Raw genomic sequence first — 15,928 nt, forward strand, 5'->3', positions numbered from 1 at the left:
GCGCTATCGTACCGCTCGAAACGGTAAAATCCCGTTCGCGCTCCGACTGTGGGAGCGTGTGTATCGCTCTTCAGTGGTTGCGATAGCTACCGGGACTCGGCGAGTTCGATGTCGAGAAACCCTTCGATTTCGGCGATGGTCGAGCCCTTGACGTTCGCCTGAACTGCGCGGCCCTGCTCGACGGCGAGAACGTCGTCTTCGGAGAGGTCCAGCTCGTCGGCGAGTTCCCCGGTCTTGAGGCCCGCGTCCTGTCGGGCGTCGGTGACGCGGGACCCGTAGTCGCTGACCAGGTAGGGGAGCTGGTCGGCGTCGTAGTCGGCGCCGTCCTCCCAGTGGGAGCTGTCGGCGGACTGGGAGTCCTGCATCTTCGCGGCGTTCTGGGCCGCGCGCCGTCTGCGCTCCTGGTCCTCCGACGTGTCGCTCCCGCCCTGGCTCCGGTCGGTCTCGCCGTGGTTCTGTGCGCAGTCACCACAGAGCTCCAGCGTCGCGCCGGCGACGCTGGCGGTCTGTGTGTCGCCCTCGGCGCCGCAGAGTTCGCAGCTCCCGCCGGCGCTGTCGCCCCCGCTGCCGGTCGAGTATTTGGCCATGCCCCCGGTAGCGGTTTCGTCATATTTGAAACGTCCGGTTCGACGGAGTGGCAAGCCCTCCCGGACCGGGACGTAAACGAAAGCCCTTTTATCCGACCGCGGGATACGATTTATTGCAGTAAGACGCAGCAAGCGTGGGTAGCCAAGCCAGGCCAACGGCGCAGCGTTGAGGGCGCTGTCCCGTAGGGGTCCGCCGGTTCGAATCCGGTCCCACGCATACTTCTGTCGCGAGCCACTCCGCGAGCGACTGCGTTGCTGACGAGCGGAGAGTCTTCGAACGGGTCGAACACGAACGCAGTTCTGGGAGGCTCGTTGGCCTACGAAATTCAACTGTGATAATTTAGCCGGTGGCTTTTTAATCATGCACACGTCAATTATTGCCATGGCACCGTTTTGGTGCCACTACCCCCCACCCCCACCCCCACTTTCCATACTTTTAACTGACCGGTAGTTACGAGTCCACTCTCCGTAACAGCCGTTCCCAAGCGGGAAACGCCGTCGGCCGCTCGTTTCAGTTGCTTAGCTCCGCACAGCCCCTGTGGCTCGCGGATACCGCTGTCGTCACTCGTCGCTCACGTCCGTTAGTGACAGAGTGGAAGGGGCGGGATTCGAACCGAGGCAAGACGGTCGGCCTCACGCCGTTCGGCCACTGCGATTTGCGTTTTCGAATCCCGGATACCATCGGCTCCTCACATCCGTTCGGAGCACGATGGAAGGGGCGGGATTCGAACCACGCGGAGCCCTGCGAGGGAAACTACCAGGCCGTTTTCTGGCATTTGGCCGGCAGCGCTCTACCACTGAGCCACCCTTCCGAACGATACCCAGTAGGTCTGTCGGGAACAAATATGTGACGGGGGACTACACCGGCCGGCCACGTTCCCGGCACAGTTCGGCGCGCTCGGCAGTATGTATTTGTGGGTTCCGTTCGATTGTCATATCGTGAGATATACACGAATCAACTACGAGGACGTCGACCCAATCGGCGACGCGATACACTTCATGCGGGACCCGCTCGAATGTTCGAACCTCGGGGTCACCATCGTCGAGTGCGAGCCGGGCTGGACGGGGAAGGAACACAATCACGGCAGCAAAGGCCACGAGGAGGTGTACGTGCTCGTCGAAGGGGCGGCGACGGTCGATATAGACGGTGAGCCAGTCGAGCTAGAGGCGGGCGACGCGCTCAGAATCGATCCGGACGCGAGACGGCAGATACGGAACGGCGACCGGGAGAGCCTGTTCGTCCTCGTCGGCGCACCGTAAGACGCGGTCAGTAGCTACGCTCTTTCGGCTCGTAGGTCTCCTCGTCGCCTTCGAGTTCGACCGGTTTGTAGTACAGCTCCGGCGTGCCGTCGTTCCAGGCCAGCATCGTGTGTTTGATCCACTCGTCGTCCTTGCGCTCCTGGTGTTCCGCGCGCCAGTGGGCCCCGCGGAACTCCTCGCGGGCCAGCGCCCCGAGGGTGATGGCCTCGGCCACGTCGAGGATGTTGCGCGTCTCGATGGTGTGGATGAGGTCGGTGTTGTAGGTCCGCGAAGGGTCCGAGACGGCCACGTCCTCGTAGGCCTTCCGGGCCTCGCGGAGGTCCCGAAGCGCGTCCTCGAGGCTCTCTTTCTCCCGGAAGACGTTGACGTTCTCCGTCATCGTCTGCTGGACGTCCGCGCGGACGTTCGCGTGGTTGATGCCGTCGTCCTCCAGCAGCGTCTCGATTCGGGTGCGCTCGTTGTCAACCGCGTTCTCGATGACTGCGGTCGGCTCCACCGCGGCGCCGTCGGCGACGACGTCCTCGCTGCCGGCGTCGACAGCGCCCGGCTCGACCGGCGGCTGGACCGCGCCGTCCTCGCTCTTGGCGGAGGGGCCGGTGCCGATTTCGGCCGCTTTCATGTCCTTGCCGGCGGCGTGCCAGCCGGCGCGGGCGCCGAAGACGAGCAGTTCGGGGAGCGCGTTCCCGCCGAGGCGGTTCGCGCCGTGCAGCGAGACACACGCGGTCTCGCCGGCGGCGTAGAGCCCGTCGATGCAGGTCTCGCCATTCTCGTTGCACTCGATGCCGCCCATGGCGTAGTGCTGTCCGGGCTTGACCGGCATCGGTTCGTCGAGCCCGTCGACACCCTCGAAGTCCTCCGCGAGGTGGAGGATGTTCTCCAGCCGGTCGAGGATGCGCTCCTCGCCCAGGTGGCGCATGTCGAGGTCGACGTGCTCGTCATCGATGCCCCGGCCCTCGTTTATCTCGGTGAGTTCGGCCCGGGAGACCACGTCGCGGGAGGCGAGTTCGCCGTCGTTGTTCGCGTAGCCGTACTCGAACATGAACCGCTCTTCCTCCCCGTTGTAGAGGATGCCGCCCTCGCCGCGGACACCCTCGGAGATGAGTACCCCCGTCGACGGGAGCGTCGTCGGGTGGAACTGAATCATCTCCATGTCCTCCATCGGGACGCCGGCGCGGTAGGCCATCGCACAGCCGTCGCCGGTGTTGGCGACGGCGTTGGTCGTGTGGTCGAAGGCCTGCCCGAGGCCACCAGTGGCGAGGATGACGCCGTTGTTGGCCTTGAACCCGTGAATCTCGCCGGACTTGATGTCGTAGGCGACACAGCCGTGACACTCGCGGTCCTCGGGGTTCTCGTGGTCCGTCACCGCGAGGTTGGTGACGTACCACTCGTCGTACACCTCGATGCCGCGCTTGACCGCCTGCTCGTACATCGTGTGGAGCAGGTGGTGACCGGTCTCGGCGCCGGCGTAGGTGGTCCGCGGGAACGACATCCCGCCGAAGGGTCGCTGTGAGACGCGGCCGTCGTCCTCACGGGAGAAGGGCATCCCCCAGTGTTCTATCTGGATGACCTCCTCGGGCGCGGACTTCGCGAACGTGTCGACGGCCGGCGCGTCGGCCAGGTAGTCCGCGCCCTTGATGGTGTCGTACGCGTGGAGGTCCCAGGAGTCGCCCTCCTGAAGCGCGGCGTTGATACCGCCTTCGGCTGCGCCCGTGTGGCTTCGAACCGGATGCAGTTTGGTCACGAGGGCCACGTCGGCGCCCTCCTCGTCCGCTGCGATAGCCGCTCTGAGGCCGGCGCCGCCCGCGCCGACCACGATGACGTCGTGTTCGTACATTGTGTGGTAAAGGTTCTCTGGGGGTCTTTAGGACTACCAGAACTTCAGGTTGTTCTTGACTGCCTCGCGTTTCAGCTCCTGGATGTGCTCGGTCAGCGGGATGTCCTTCGGGCACACCTCGGTACAGGAGAACTGGGTCTGGCACCGCCAGACGCCGTGTTCCTGCTCGATGATACGCAGGCGCTCCTGCTTGCGGTTCTCGCCCTCGCGTTCGTCCATGGCGAAGCGGTAGGCCTTGTTGATGGCCGCGGGGCCGAGATACTCGTTGTCGCCGGCGGCGATGTTACAGCTGGACATGCAGGCGCCACACCAGATACACCGCGTGGACATCTTCACCTTCTCGCGGTTCTCTCGGGTCTGGCGCTGCTCTTCGAGGCCGTCCTCGGGGAGCTCGTCGGCGTCGAAGTACGGCTCGACGGCGTGCATCTGGTCGTAGAAGTGCTCCATGTCCACGACGAGGTCCTTGACGACCTCCTGGTGGGGGAGCGGTTCGATGCGGACCGGCGATTCGAGGTCGGCCATCTGTGTCTTACAGCCCAGGCGCTGACGCCCGTTGACGAAGAGGGCGTCAGAGCCGCAGACGGCCTGCCGACAGGAGTGTCGGAAGGTCAGCGACGAGTCGTACTTGTCCCGGGCGTAGATTAGGGCGTCCAACACGGTCATCCCCTTGTGGAACGGGACCTGGAAGTCGTCGAACCGGGGCTCCTGCTTGCCCTCGACCTCCGGGTCGTATCGGAACACCTTGAGGAGGATGGTCTCCTCGTCGTCCAGACTCGCTTCCTCGGCCTCTCGCTGGGCCTCCCGCTCGGCCTCGCGTTCGCGCTTCTCGGCGCGGCGGCGCTCGCCCGGCGACTCGACCGCCTGGTTTTCGGCCTGTTCCTCGGTTTCGCTCTCCTGTTGTTCTATTGTACTCATTATAGGAACCCGTTCATGGCGAGTGCGACTCGCGTCCCCTGTGCGACGAGCAGCAGCCCCGCGACGATCAGCACCCACTTGACTGCGCTCTTCTGCGTGCCTTCGATACCCTGGTTCACGAGGGCGTTGTAGACCCCGTTGACGCCGTGGAACGTCGCGGTCACCAGGAACAGCCACATCGTCGCGAAGTAGCCCACCTGGCTCATCCGCGCCTGCGTGCCTGCGAAGGTGATGTCAGCCGCGTGGTTTGCGAAGTGCAGCAGCAGGAAGTGGAAGGCCAACACACCGATGAGGAAGACGGCCGTCAGCCGCTGGAGGAGCCAGCGTCGACCGCCCCGCTCGAAGGAGGAGTAGTGTTCGGCCATTAGACCAACGGCCCCCCGAGGAACGTCGGAATGCTCGCGACGGTGATAGCGCCCGTCAGCACCATCGACGCGTAGAAGCTCTTGTCCTGTGCCTCAAGTCCGACCCCGAGGTCGACCATCAGCAGCCGGACGCCGTTCAGGATGTGGAAGACGGCGACGGCCAGCAGGCCGACTTCGAGGAACCGGACGACGAGTAGGGCTTCGAGGCCCTGCAGCGTGTTTGTGTACATGTCGGCACCCCCAAGCGAGGTACTCAGGACGGCGATGTGGGTGAACAGGTACCCCACGAGCACCCAGCCGGTGAACTTGTGGAAAATCCAGGCCCACATCCCGGCCGAGAACTCCCGCCACCGACCGAAGTCCTCGACGGAGCCACGGTTGTAAGACTGACTCATACAGGGGGGTTAGTCCGGGGACAGATAGTAGTTACTACCGCAACCGTGCTTCGCCGGAATCCGGCGTCGGCGCTCCCCCCTGGGCCAGACACGCCGGCCCCGAAACCGGTCGTCCACTCAGCCGCCCGGAGGGGTGCCCGGGGTGGCGTTCCACACCGGCGTTTCGCGGCTCCGTTCGAACGCTCGCAGCGTCCGCTCGTCGAGATGAACCAGGTGACACAACGGGTTGCCGGGGTAGACCAGCGGGTTCTCCAGCACGCCCACGAGCAGTCCGGTAAAGGGCGCCGTGACGGTCGTACTGTCGGTCTTGAACGGGTTCGCGATAGTGCAGATGGTCTCGTCCTCGTAGACGAGGCCGCCACGCTCGTGGTGCATGTCGACGAGGCCGCCGACGTCGGCTCGAATCCAGGTCTTCTCCTCCGAGTCCTCGATGACGGTCCGCCAGCCCGGCCAGCGGACGACCTCGGTGTCGAGCATCCCGAACTCCGCCAGCACCGACCGGACGCTGTCCAGCGCGCTGTCGATGAGCGGCCGCTGGAACCGGTGGGCCTCCCCCATCTCGATGGTGATGGTCGGGGTCGCCTGGGCGCTCGCCTCCCGACGGAGCGAGCCGCTTGGCCCCTCCGAGGAGATGATGACGTTCGACGCGAAGGCGTTCGCGACCCGGGCGACGGCCTCGTCGTCCATGTCGGCCCGGACGTGTAGCGTGTTGGTTCGGCCACGCGTCGACGTGTGGAAGTCAAGCCCGAAGTCACACGGGTCGACGAAGTTCCGGAAGAGCCGGTAGGCCATCCGCTTGGCGCTCGTCGACTCCGGGTGGCCCGGGAACGACCGGTTGAGGTCGCGGTCGTAGATGGGGAGATACCGCTCCTGTGCGAGGAAGGCGGGCACGTTCAACACGGGGAGACAGACGAGCGTGCCCGCGAGCCCCTCCAGGTCCCACTCGTGGGCGACCTCGCGGACGACCTCGATGCCGTTGAGCTCGTCGCCGTGGGCCGCCGCCGAGAGAAAGCCCGTCGGTCCGGGCCGTTCCCCGTTGATGATGGTCACGGGCATCCGCACGGGGTCACCGAGATACGTCTCGCTGACAGTGTACCGGACGTTCTGCGTCTCGCCCGGGTCGACACGGCCCCCGTCGTAGGTGAACGGCTCCGCCTCGTCCATGAAGCTACAACAGTGACACACGACATATAAACCTCCGGACGGCGGACCCGCCAGACCTTTCCTGTCAACGCCGGAACTAGCGGGCAATGACGGAGGATATCACCGTCGGTGTGTTGAGTCTCCATTCGAGCAAGGAGACGAAGGCGATTCTCAACGCCGTCGACGAGCTGGGCTACGACACGGCGTGGCTCCGCGAGGAGAACACGACCGTGCGGGCTACCGATGGACGCATGACGCTGGAACCGGACGTGGACGTCATCGCCAACCGACTGTTGCTCTCGAACGACGAACATCCGATGGAGGGGGTCGGGCTGGCGCTGACGCTCAACAACCTGGTGCCGATGCTCAACGAGCCGTTGGCGGCGACGACGGCGCTGCACAAGTTCGCGAGCGCCGCCGCCCTGGCGGAGGCCGGCGTCCCCATCCCCGACGCCGTCCTCGCGCTCTCGAACGAGCGGCTCAACGCCGAGCGGGCGAAGTTCGGCGAGCGGGCGGTGTACAAGACCGCCATCGGCACCCACGGCGGCGGCACGTGGATGGTCGAACTCGACGACCCGGTCAACGCGCAGGTCGGCGACCGTCACGCCTTCCTCCAGGAGTATCTCGACCACGACGAGACGCGCCACCACGACCTCCGGGTGTACGTCGTCGGCGACCGCATCGTCGGGGCGATGAACCGGTACGCGCCGGAGGGGGAGTGGCGGACTAACGTCGCGCTGGGCGGCGAGGTCGAGGACATGACCGGCCGGCTCCCCGAGACGGTCAGTCAACTGGCGCTCGAATCGGTCGACGCCATCGGGCTCGACTACGCCGGCGTCGATATCGTCCAGGGCGAGGACGGCTACTACGTCCTGGAGGTCAATCCGACGGCCGGCTTTCGGGGGCTGTTCGCGGCCAGCGGTATCTCCCCCGCGCCCTACATCGCCCGGCGTGCCATCGAGCGGGCCGGCGGCGCCGTCCCCGACGGCGAGGTCGAGCGCCTCGCCGACCGACTCGACGACTCCCGGCCGGCCGCGATGCCCCCCAAACCCACGGAGAAACGCGCCGAAAACGTCGTCGTCGGCTACATCGAGGAGGTCGTCGTCTCCGGGACCCGGGGCAACAAGAGCGTCCTCGCCAAGTCCGACACCGGCGCGACCCGCACCAGCATCGACGCCGAACTCGCCGCCGAAATCGGGACCGGACCCATCCTCGACATCGTGAAGATAAAGTCGGGCAGCCTCAAGTCGGGCCGCTCGCGGCCGGTCGTCGACGTGGTGGTCGGGCTGGGCGGCACCCAGCACACCGTCCCCGCCAGCGTCGAGGACCGCTCCCACATGGACTACCCGGTCCTGCTGGGCCGTGACATCCTCAAGAACTATCAGGTCGACGTCAACCACCGCGCCGACGCCGACCACGAGGTCGACACCGAGGAGTAGCGCCGGGGGCGACCCCCTCAGTCGCCGTCGGTCACTTCCGCCACGCTCCCCGCGATGTCCTCCTCGGCCCGCCAGAGATACAGCGTCGCGTAGCTCCGGTAGGGCGCCCACCGACGGGCGTACTCGCTCATCTCCGAGCGGCTGTACCCCTCGCCGACGACGTTCGAGAAGCCCTTGCGGACGCCCAAATCACCGACGGGGAAGACGTCCTCGCGGCCCAGCGAGAACAGCAGTTGCATGTTCGCGGTCCACTCGCCGACGCCGGTGATGGCCGTAAGCTCCGCGCGGACGGCGTCGTCGCTCATCTCCGCGAAGTAGTCGAGCGAGTAGCCCCGCTCCTGGAAGGCCGCTGCCACCTCGTTGACATAGCGGGTCTTCTGCCGGGAGAGGCCCGCGTCCCGCAACACGGCGTCGTCGGCCGCCAGGACGGCCGCCGGCGTCATCTCGACGGCGTCGAACAGGCGGTCACGGGTGGCCGCGGCCGACGCCATTGACACCTGCTGGCGGCAGATGGAGACGACCAGCCGCCGGAAGAGGTCGTCGGCGGGGTCGAGCGTGAGCTCGCCGTGTCGGGCGACGAGGGGGCCGATGTCGGAGTCGGCGGCCAGACGCTCGTGGGGGGTGTCCGTCATTGCCCTGCAGTAGCCCTCACTGTGTGCCGGCCCCGCCCGTACAGCCGTCGTCTGCCACTACGGGTCGACGGTTCTCGGACTCACCGTCTCGCTCGTCGATGGGGTGTGCCGGGTTGCCGACCACGGTCGTCTCCGGGGGCACGTCGTCGACGACGACGGCGCCCGCGCCGACGGTCGCGTTCTCGCCGATGGTGACCGGACCGACGAGCGTGGCGTTGGCGCCGATGGTGACGCCGTCTTCGAGCGTCGGGTGACGCTTCTCACGGCGCATGGACTTCCCGCCGAGGGTCACGCCGTGGTACAGCAACACGTCGTCGCCGATGACGGACGTCTCGCCGACGACGGTGGCCATCCCGTGGTCGATGAAGAGCCGGTCGCCGACGTCCGCGCCGGGGTGGATCTCGACGCCGGTGAGAACGCGGCCGACATGTGAGACGAGCCGTGCGGCGAAGTCGCGGTTTCGCGCCCACAGCGCGTGGGCGAGGCGGTACAGCCAGACGGCGTGGAGGCCGGGGTACGTGAGGACGACGGCCGCGACGCTGGTCGCCGCAGGGTCCTTGGCCAGCGCCGTGCGAACGTCGTCTCTGAGTGTTTCGAACATCGTGGAGTCGGTGGGGGCAATCGACAGCGGTGCTATCGGCGGAGAACAGCGGCCCGACAACAGCGACGCGACTCAGCGCGGCGCCGTTGGCTGTCGATTCGAGCGGGCGAGAGATGCCACCCACCGGTCATACGGGAAAATCACTGCCGGACGGGCTTAAATACAGCGGGACCGAGCCAATCCGGGGGCTACTCGATATCTATCTGGTGACTGCTGTCGAGGGACTCGGTTCTATCGACGGTGATAGTCAACACGCCCTCGCCCATCGAGGCGGAGATGTTCTCCGTGTCGGCGTCGACCGGGAGCGTGATATGGCGGGACAGTGACTGGTGAGACCGCTCCTGGCGGAGGTAGTACGCATCGTTTGTCACCCGCCCCTCGCTCCGTTCGGCCTCGATGGCAAGCGTCCGGTCGATGACGGACACCTCGACGTCGTCCGCGGTGAAGCCGGGCACGTCGGCCGTGATCGTGTAGCTATCCTCGTCTTCGGTCATATCGATTCGCGGCCGGTCCGTCCCCTGGGCCCACGGTTCCAGCCCGGTGCCCCACGCGGCGGTCCCGAACTGCTCGCCCATCTGTTCGAACCATGACTCCACGCTGTCGAACGGTGACTGACGGTCCATACGTGGACCTGGCCAACGGCGCGGTTAGTTACCGACAGCGTACGTCGGCACCCCTGACTGGCGGGCGCGGTAAGGCGGCCTTGTCACGCGCGTACCGGTCCGCTGTCCCGGTAACGCGCCGATAAACTCGGGGGCGGTTTTTCGGGGAGAGAAACGTTGAAACGTCGGCCGCCAGTGGGGACATATGTCATGGATTTCGAGGACATCGAGACGGTCGCGGTGCTTGGCGCGGGCAACATGGGTCACGGCATCGCCGAGGTCGCCGCCCTCTCTGGCTACGAAGTCCGGATGCGCGACATCAAAGAGGAGTTCGTTCAGGACGGCTACGACAACATCGAGTGGTCGCTGAACAAGCTCGCCGAGAAGGACCAACTCACCGCCGAGGAAGCCGACGCGGCGCTCGACCGCGTCACGCCGCTGGTCGACGTCGAAGCCGCCGTGGGGGAGGCCGACGTCGTCATCGAAGCCGTCCCGGAGAAGATGGAGATAAAGAAAGACGTCTACACCGACGTCGAAGACCACGCCCCCGAGGACGCCATCTTCGCCACCAACACCTCCAGTCTCTCCATCACGGAACTCTCGGAGGTGACCGAGCGACCGGAGCAGTTCTGCGGGATGCACTTTTTCAACCCGCCGGTACGGATGCAGCTCGTCGAAGTCATCACGGGCGCGCACACGAGCGACGAAACGCTGGACGCCGTCGAGGAACTGGCCGAGGAGTTCGGCAAGACGCCCGTCCGCGTCCGGAAGGACTCGCCGGGGTTCATCGTCAACCGCATCCTCGTCCCGCTGATGAACGAGGCCTGCTGGCTCGTCCACGACGACGTGGCGACCATCGCCGAGGTCGACTCCACGACGAAGTTCGACATCGGGCTGCCGATGGGCGCGCTCGAACTCTCGGACCAGGTCGGCAACGACGTGGGCCTGCACGTCCTCGAGTACATGCACGAGACGCTGGGCGAGGCCTACGACCCCTGTCCGCTGCTCGAAGCGAAAGTCGAGGACGAGAAGCTCGGCAAGAAGACCGGCGAGGGGTTCTACGACTACGAGGACGGCGGCGCAGACATCCCACGCGACCAGGCGAACGAGGAGGTCAAACACCGCCTGCTCGCCGTGATGGCCAACGAGACCGGCAAGCTCGTCGAGAACGACGTGGCGCCGGTCGCCGACATCGACGAGGCGGTCATGCTGGGCGGCGGCTTCCCCGAGGGGCCGGCGAAGATGGCCGATAAGGCCGGTCTGGACACGCTCGTCGAGACGCTCGCCGAGGTGTACGACCAGACGGACGAGGAGCGCTACGAACTCTCCGACGGGCTGGCCAACGCGGCCGCGGAGGGCGGCTTCTACGGCGGTGATACCGAGGACGCCGTCAGCTACGACACCATCAACGTCGAGCGCCTGGAGGGCCACGTCGGTCACATCGAACTCGACCGGCCCCACCGGATGAACACGGTCAGCACGGAGATGCTCGACGAACTCGCCGACGCCATCGACCGGCTCGACGAGGACGACGACGTGCGCTCGCTCCTCCTGACCGGTGCCGGCGACCGCGCCTTCTCCGCCGGCGCGGACGTCCAGTCGGCCGCGACGAACGCGACGACGCTCGACGGCATCGAGCTCTCGAAGGCGGGCCAGGAGACGTTCGGGAAACTCGAGGACTCCCCGCTCCCCGTCGTCGCCGGTATCGACGGCTACACGCTCGGGGGCGGGATGGAGCTGGCCACCGCCGCCGACATGCGTGTCGCCTCCGACAGCTCGCAGTTCGGCCAGCCCGAACACGACCTCGGCCTGCTGCCGGGCTGGGGCGGCACCCAGCGGCTGGCCAACATCGTCGGCGAGGGCCGGGCCAAGGAGATAATCTTCACCGCCGAGCGCTACGACGTCGAGGAGATGGCCGACTACGGGTTCATCAACGAGGTCACCACGAGCGACGACCTGCTCGACAGCGCCATCGACCTGGCTCGGGACCTCGCCGCCGGGCCGCCCATCGCGATGGACTTCACGAAGCGAGCGATGCACGCGGGCCGCGTCGACGAGGACGCCGGGCTGGAGATAGAGTCACAGGCCTTCGGCCACCTGTTCGCGACGGAGGACCTCATGGAGGGGCTGACCGCGTTCGCCGAGGACCGCGACCCGGAGTTCGAGGGCAAATAACGCCCCGTCCCCCGCCTGACTCGTGTACGGCGCGGTCGCTGGGCCCGTGTCACCGCGCCACAGATGGTGGGGATTTCGATGGGATTAAATTGGTGTACCCGAAATCCGGAAGTACGCTCGGTTGGTGTAGTCCGGCCAATCATCTTGGCCTTTCGAGCCGAGGACCAGGGTTCAAATCCCTGACCGAGCACATTACTGACGAACGAACCCGCGAGCGGCTGCTGAGCTTCTTTCGTTGCTTCGTCGGTCGTACGAACATGAGAACCAATGGCACAGCGGTAGCTATTTTCGGCGGCCGTGAGTCCGTCGAGGTATGCAAGCAGTCGTACTCGCCGCCGGCGAGGGGACGCGAATGCGTCCGCTGACAGAGAACACGCCGAAACCGATGCTCCCCGTCGCGGACCGCCCGCTGGTCGCACACACCGCCGACACGGCCATCGCGGCCGGCGCGGAGGAACTCATTTTCGTCGTCGGCTACGAGGCCGACGCCGTCCGCGAGTACTTCGGCGACAGCTACGGCGGCGTCCCGGTCGAGTTCGCCGTCCAGGAGGAGCAACTGGGAACCGCCGACGCCGTCGACGCGGCGAGCGAGCACCTCGACGGTCCCTTCGCGGTGTTGAACGGCGACAACCTCTACGACGAGGCGAGCCTCTCGGCGCTCTTCGACGCGGCGCCCTCCATCGCGGCCTACTCGGTTCCGGACCCGTCGAACTACGGCGTCCTCTCGACCGACGGCGACCGGGTCACCGCCATCATCGAGAAGCCGGCGGACCCGCCGACCCAGCTCGCCAACGCCGGCGCGTACGTCTTCCCGGCGGAGGCCCGCGAGTGGCTCGACGTCGAACTGAGCGAACGCGGCGAGCGCGAGATAACCGACGTCGTCACGCAGGTCATCGAGGCCTACGACGTGACCGCCGTCGAGGTGGACCGCTGGCTCGACGTGGGCCGGCCCTGGGAGCTGCTGGAAGCCAACGAGTGGAAAGTCGGCGAACTGGAGCGCCGCCTCGACGGCGACGTGCGGGGCGACGCCGACCTGCGCGGCGATGTCGTCGTCGAGGAGGGCGCCGTAGTCGAGCCCGGCGTGGTCATCGAGGGGCCGGCGCTGGTTCGCTCGGGCGCGACCGTCGGCCCGAACGCCTACGTCCGCGGCGCGACGGTGCTGGGCGAAGATACGCACGTCGGGCACGGCGTCGAAGTGAAAAACACCGTCGTGATGGCCGACTCGAACGTCCCGCACGTCTCCTACGTCGGCGACAGCGTGCTGGGTACCGACGTGAACCTCGGCGCGAGCACGCAGGTCGCGAACCTCCGCCACGACGGCGAGCCGGTGAAGCTGACCGTCAAGGGCGACCGCGTCTCGACGGGGCGTCGGAAGTTCGGCATCGTCGCCGGCGACGGGGTCCGGACGGCTATCAACACCAGCCTGAACGCCGGCGTCGTCCTCTCGGCCGGGGCGACGACGACGCCAGGCGAGACCGTGACCAGGGACCGGTAGCGGCGACGGCGGCCTCTCGGTGGCGAGTATGTGAGATTAAGTAGGGTGACGACAACGCTTCGGTAAGATGGTAGACCCGACATCGGACCACCACGAAGATATCGACGAGGAGGACGCCCCGAACTGTGCGGTGTGTGACACCGTCATCGCCAACGAGGTGACACACCGCGTGATAACGTGGGTAGACGACGACAGCGTCGAAACGGCCCATTTCTGTGACGAGGACTGTCGCGAGTCGTGGGACGGTGCCTGACGCCGGCTCGCTCTTTCTCTCTTCTATCACGGCCGAGCCGGCGCGGACGAGTCCAGGGCGGTCTCCCGTCCGAACTGCGACCAGCGTTACTCGACTTCGTCGTAGGCCCGCTCGATGGACTGCTGGCCGCCGATCCTGTCCGACAGAGTCCTGGTGAGCAGGTCGAAGACTGCCACGACGGGATACAGCAGGATGCTCACGTACCGCAGCGGCCGCACGACGGTCAGCGCGAACGTCTGTGCGTGACCCAGCCCGTACGACTTGGGGATTATCTCTCCGGCTATCAGGATAACCGTACTGGCGAGGACGGTCGTGGCCAGGACGGCCAGCCCCGGGTCCAGTCGGTCGACCAGCAGCGCCGTCAGCAGGCTCGAAAGCGTGATGTTGACGACGTTGTTCCCGACCAGTAGCGTGACCAGGAGCCTGTGGGGGTCGTCGAGCACGTCGGCGAGGGCGGCCGCACGTCCGTCGGTCGCCGCCGTCTCGGTCACCCACTCCCGCGAGAGTGAGAACAGTGCCGTTTCGCTGCTGGAGAAGAAGGCGCTACAGGCAAGTAGTGCGCCGATACCGACGAGCGTCGGCAGAAGTGGAACAGCCATACGCGACCCTCGGCGGGGAGGGTGAAAGAACCGGCTCTTCGGTGTCGCACACAGCGATGAACCGCTGGCCGACAGCGGGGGCTCGCCGATTTGTCGTCGGAGAAATGCTCCGGCAGGGATTCGAACCCTGGTCATCACCGTGAGAGGGTGATATGATTGGCCGGACTACACCACCAGAGCGTACACTGAGACGAAGGGAGGAGTGACGTTTAACGATTCCGTTTCGGAACCGCCCTGTGTGGGTTTCTCATTCCTCGTCGAAGGGAGAGCCGGCCGCGTCGGGCTCCTCGCCGGCGAGGCTGATTATGTTTTCCCGCCCTACCCGGAGTTTGCTTATGTCGCCGTCCTCCTCCATATCCGAGAGGAGCATACTGACCTTGGACTTGGACCACTCGGTCGTCTCGACGATGTCGACCTGCTTCATTCGCCCCCCGTTCTCCTCCAGCAGTTTGACGATACGGTCGTCGTCGTCGAGCAGCTCCGTCTCCTCGACGGCGGTACCTGGCGCCGTGTCGGCCGGCGGCGCCGTCGCGGTCCCCCCGTCGCCGTCGTCGTCGCCCAGGACCGCGGCCGCGGCGCCGGACCGCCAGGCCGCGGCGGCGACCGCACCCAGCGCGACGACGGCGAGCACGAGAGCCAGTTGCCACATGCTCTCGCCAGCGGCCGTCGCGGCGGTCGTGGCGTTAGGGGTCGCCGTGGCCCCGCTGTCGGGCGGACCCAACTCGACGTACGGCCGGCTATCGGAGAATGACTGCTCGCCGGCGTACGTTACCGACCGGCTCTCGGCCAGGGAGTCCGGCGAGCTCAGGGAGTCGGGGGCGGGCTCGGCGGCGGTGAACTCCATTGATGTCTCGTGTTCGAACACCATCCGCTGCCCGTCGCCCAGGTAGAACCCGTCGTCGAACACGTCGCTTATCACCACGCGCCGGTCGTACACCTGTGAGAAGTTCGTCCACAGGAACGACATCCGAACCGACCCGCGCTCCTGGCCCGGCTCGACGCCGGCCGACCGCTCGAAGTTCCGGGCGTCCATCTGTCGGCCGGTCTTGTTCGTCCCGGTTCGAGTGAGCGCCTCGGCGTCGTCGACGAAGTTCCGGTAGAGCGCCGTCTCGTTGTCCTCGAAGTTCTCGGCGTACGCCCGGAACTGCTCGGTCTCGTTTACCGTCTCCAGGGGCTGGTAGTGTTCTATCGTCCAGGTGGCCGACCCGTTCTCGTAGAGCATGACCCGGAACGTCGTCGTGTCGAACCGGTCGGGCGTCTGCAGCCGGTCGGCGCTGGAGGCGGCCACCGCCGGCGAGGCGGCGAGGCTCGCAACCACCAGCACCGCGGCGAGAGTGGCGACGACCGCGCGTGACATCTATATCGTAAGACCCGAGGACAGCATAAAAGCACTGTGAATGGGTCACCTAGTCGTCAGCTATTCCGACGGCGTCTGCCAGTTTCTCGATTAGGCACCGGACCGGTCCGTCGGTCGGCCCGTCGTCGAGCCGGGTTCGACAGGCGGCCCCGGGTGCGACTATACGTGTCCCGTCACTCGACAGTATCCGGTCGAATTCACCCCGTACACACCGGCTCAGTAGCCCGTTCGTGACCGTGTGAAAACACGAAACACCGGAGCCTTATTTATGGTCTA

The 15,928-nt window shown here is 66.3% G+C and carries 16 protein-coding genes and 4 tRNA genes; 7 read left to right on the forward strand and 13 right to left on the reverse strand.

Going from position 1 to position 15,928, the window contains the following annotated elements:
* Positions 1-86: 86 nt before the first annotated feature.
* Positions 87-587: a helix-turn-helix domain-containing protein gene (locus NJQ98_RS08160; RefSeq protein WP_262177699.1), complete on the reverse strand. Its 501-nt coding sequence runs from the start codon at positions 585-587 to the stop codon at positions 87-89.
* Positions 588-719: 132 nt separating this feature from the next.
* Between NJQ98_RS08160 and NJQ98_RS08165 the strand changes: the two genes are divergently transcribed.
* Positions 720-804: transfer RNA gene (locus tag NJQ98_RS08165), tRNA-Leu, on the forward strand.
* Positions 805-1,297: 493 nt separating this feature from the next.
* On the opposite strand, the gene NJQ98_RS08170 is transcribed toward NJQ98_RS08165, so the two are convergent.
* Positions 1,298-1,399 (reverse strand) — tRNA-OTHER (locus NJQ98_RS08170).
* A 94-nt stretch (positions 1,400-1,493) separates the two neighbouring features.
* On the opposite strand from NJQ98_RS08170, the gene NJQ98_RS08175 reads away from it, so the two are divergent.
* Positions 1,494-1,847: a cupin domain-containing protein gene (locus tag NJQ98_RS08175; RefSeq protein WP_284438478.1), complete on the forward strand. Its 354-nt coding sequence runs from the start codon at positions 1,494-1,496 to the stop codon at positions 1,845-1,847.
* Positions 1,848-1,854: 7 nt separating this feature from the next.
* Here NJQ98_RS08175 and NJQ98_RS08180 read toward each other — a convergent pair whose 3' ends face one another.
* The 5 genes from NJQ98_RS08180 to NJQ98_RS08200 all read right to left on the reverse strand — a co-directional run bounded on the left by NJQ98_RS08180 (position 1,855) and on the right by NJQ98_RS08200 (position 6,520).
* Entirely contained in the window at positions 1,855-3,681 is a 1,827-nt protein-coding gene (locus NJQ98_RS08180; RefSeq protein ID WP_262177702.1) for an FAD-binding protein, read from the reverse strand.
* A 33-nt stretch (positions 3,682-3,714) separates the two neighbouring features.
* Complete coding sequence (locus tag NJQ98_RS08185; RefSeq protein ID WP_262177704.1) at positions 3,715-4,596, reverse strand: succinate dehydrogenase/fumarate reductase iron-sulfur subunit; 882 nt, start codon at positions 4,594-4,596, stop codon at positions 3,715-3,717.
* Positions 4,596-4,961, reverse strand: coding sequence for a succinate dehydrogenase hydrophobic membrane anchor subunit (locus NJQ98_RS08190; protein ID WP_262177706.1), 366 nt, complete (start codon positions 4,959-4,961; stop codon positions 4,596-4,598). The genes NJQ98_RS08185 and NJQ98_RS08190 overlap by 1 nt, the downstream gene beginning before the upstream one ends.
* Positions 4,961-5,356 carry a succinate dehydrogenase, cytochrome b556 subunit gene (gene sdhC / locus NJQ98_RS08195; protein WP_262177707.1) on the reverse strand — a complete coding sequence of 132 codons (396 nt, stop codon included), beginning with the start codon at positions 5,354-5,356 and terminating at the stop codon, positions 4,961-4,963. Before sdhC ends, NJQ98_RS08190 begins: the two co-directional genes overlap by 1 nt.
* A 117-nt stretch (positions 5,357-5,473) precedes the next feature.
* Complete coding sequence (locus tag NJQ98_RS08200) at positions 5,474-6,520, reverse strand: succinylglutamate desuccinylase/aspartoacylase family protein (protein ID WP_262177709.1); 1,047 nt, start codon at positions 6,518-6,520, stop codon at positions 5,474-5,476.
* A gap of 86 nt (positions 6,521-6,606) precedes the next feature.
* Between NJQ98_RS08200 and NJQ98_RS08205 the strand changes: the two genes are divergently transcribed.
* Positions 6,607-7,938 carry a RimK family alpha-L-glutamate ligase gene (locus NJQ98_RS08205; RefSeq protein WP_262177711.1) on the forward strand — a complete coding sequence of 444 codons (1,332 nt, stop codon included), beginning with the start codon at positions 6,607-6,609 and terminating at the stop codon, positions 7,936-7,938.
* A 17-nt stretch (positions 7,939-7,955) separates the two neighbouring features.
* Here the strand turns inward: NJQ98_RS08205 and NJQ98_RS08210 are convergent, their stop codons facing one another.
* The 3 genes from NJQ98_RS08210 to NJQ98_RS08220 all read right to left on the reverse strand — a co-directional run bounded on the left by NJQ98_RS08210 (position 7,956) and on the right by NJQ98_RS08220 (position 9,794).
* Complete coding sequence (locus NJQ98_RS08210) at positions 7,956-8,570, reverse strand: DNA-3-methyladenine glycosylase family protein (protein ID WP_262177714.1); 615 nt, start codon at positions 8,568-8,570, stop codon at positions 7,956-7,958.
* Positions 8,571-8,586: 16 nt separating this feature from the next.
* Positions 8,587-9,171, reverse strand: a complete 585-nt coding sequence (gene cysE, locus NJQ98_RS08215) for a serine O-acetyltransferase (protein WP_262177716.1) — start codon at positions 9,169-9,171, stop codon at positions 8,587-8,589.
* Between the two features lie 188 nt (positions 9,172-9,359).
* Positions 9,360-9,794 carry an Hsp20/alpha crystallin family protein gene (locus NJQ98_RS08220; protein WP_262177718.1) on the reverse strand — a complete coding sequence of 145 codons (435 nt, stop codon included), beginning with the start codon at positions 9,792-9,794 and terminating at the stop codon, positions 9,360-9,362.
* 189 nt (positions 9,795-9,983) lie between these two features.
* Between NJQ98_RS08220 and NJQ98_RS08225 the strand changes: the two genes are divergently transcribed.
* From NJQ98_RS08225 to NJQ98_RS08240, 4 genes are all read left to right on the forward strand, one after another.
* Positions 9,984-11,948 carry a 3-hydroxyacyl-CoA dehydrogenase/enoyl-CoA hydratase family protein gene (locus NJQ98_RS08225; protein WP_262177738.1) on the forward strand — a complete coding sequence of 655 codons (1,965 nt, stop codon included), beginning with the start codon at positions 9,984-9,986 and terminating at the stop codon, positions 11,946-11,948.
* Between the two features lie 115 nt (positions 11,949-12,063).
* A tRNA-Glu gene (locus NJQ98_RS08230) sits at positions 12,064-12,138 on the forward strand.
* A 123-nt stretch (positions 12,139-12,261) separates the two neighbouring features.
* Positions 12,262-13,443: a bifunctional sugar-1-phosphate nucleotidylyltransferase/acetyltransferase gene (gene glmU / locus NJQ98_RS08235; protein ID WP_262177739.1), complete on the forward strand. Its 1,182-nt coding sequence runs from the start codon at positions 12,262-12,264 to the stop codon at positions 13,441-13,443.
* Positions 13,444-13,510: 67 nt separating this feature from the next.
* A complete protein-coding gene (locus NJQ98_RS08240) occupies positions 13,511-13,696 on the forward strand; it encodes a DUF7576 family protein (protein WP_262177742.1) in 186 nt (61 codons plus the stop codon).
* Between the two features lie 86 nt (positions 13,697-13,782).
* Here the strand turns inward: NJQ98_RS08240 and NJQ98_RS08245 are convergent, their stop codons facing one another.
* The 3 genes from NJQ98_RS08245 to NJQ98_RS08255 all read right to left on the reverse strand — a co-directional run bounded on the left by NJQ98_RS08245 (position 13,783) and on the right by NJQ98_RS08255 (position 15,652).
* Positions 13,783-14,295, reverse strand: coding sequence for a DUF21 domain-containing protein (locus tag NJQ98_RS08245; RefSeq protein ID WP_262177743.1), 513 nt, complete (start codon positions 14,293-14,295; stop codon positions 13,783-13,785).
* A 105-nt stretch (positions 14,296-14,400) separates the two neighbouring features.
* Positions 14,401-14,475, reverse strand: a tRNA-Glu gene (locus NJQ98_RS08250).
* A 67-nt stretch (positions 14,476-14,542) separates the two neighbouring features.
* A complete protein-coding gene (locus tag NJQ98_RS08255) occupies positions 14,543-15,652 on the reverse strand; it encodes a helix-turn-helix transcriptional regulator (protein ID WP_262177746.1) in 1,110 nt (369 codons plus the stop codon).
* Positions 15,653-15,928: the final 276 nt, after the last annotated feature.

It is taken from the genome of Haloarcula laminariae, from assembly GCF_025457605.1.
Lineage (GTDB): Archaea > Halobacteriota > Halobacteria > Halobacteriales > Haloarculaceae > Haloarcula > Haloarcula laminariae.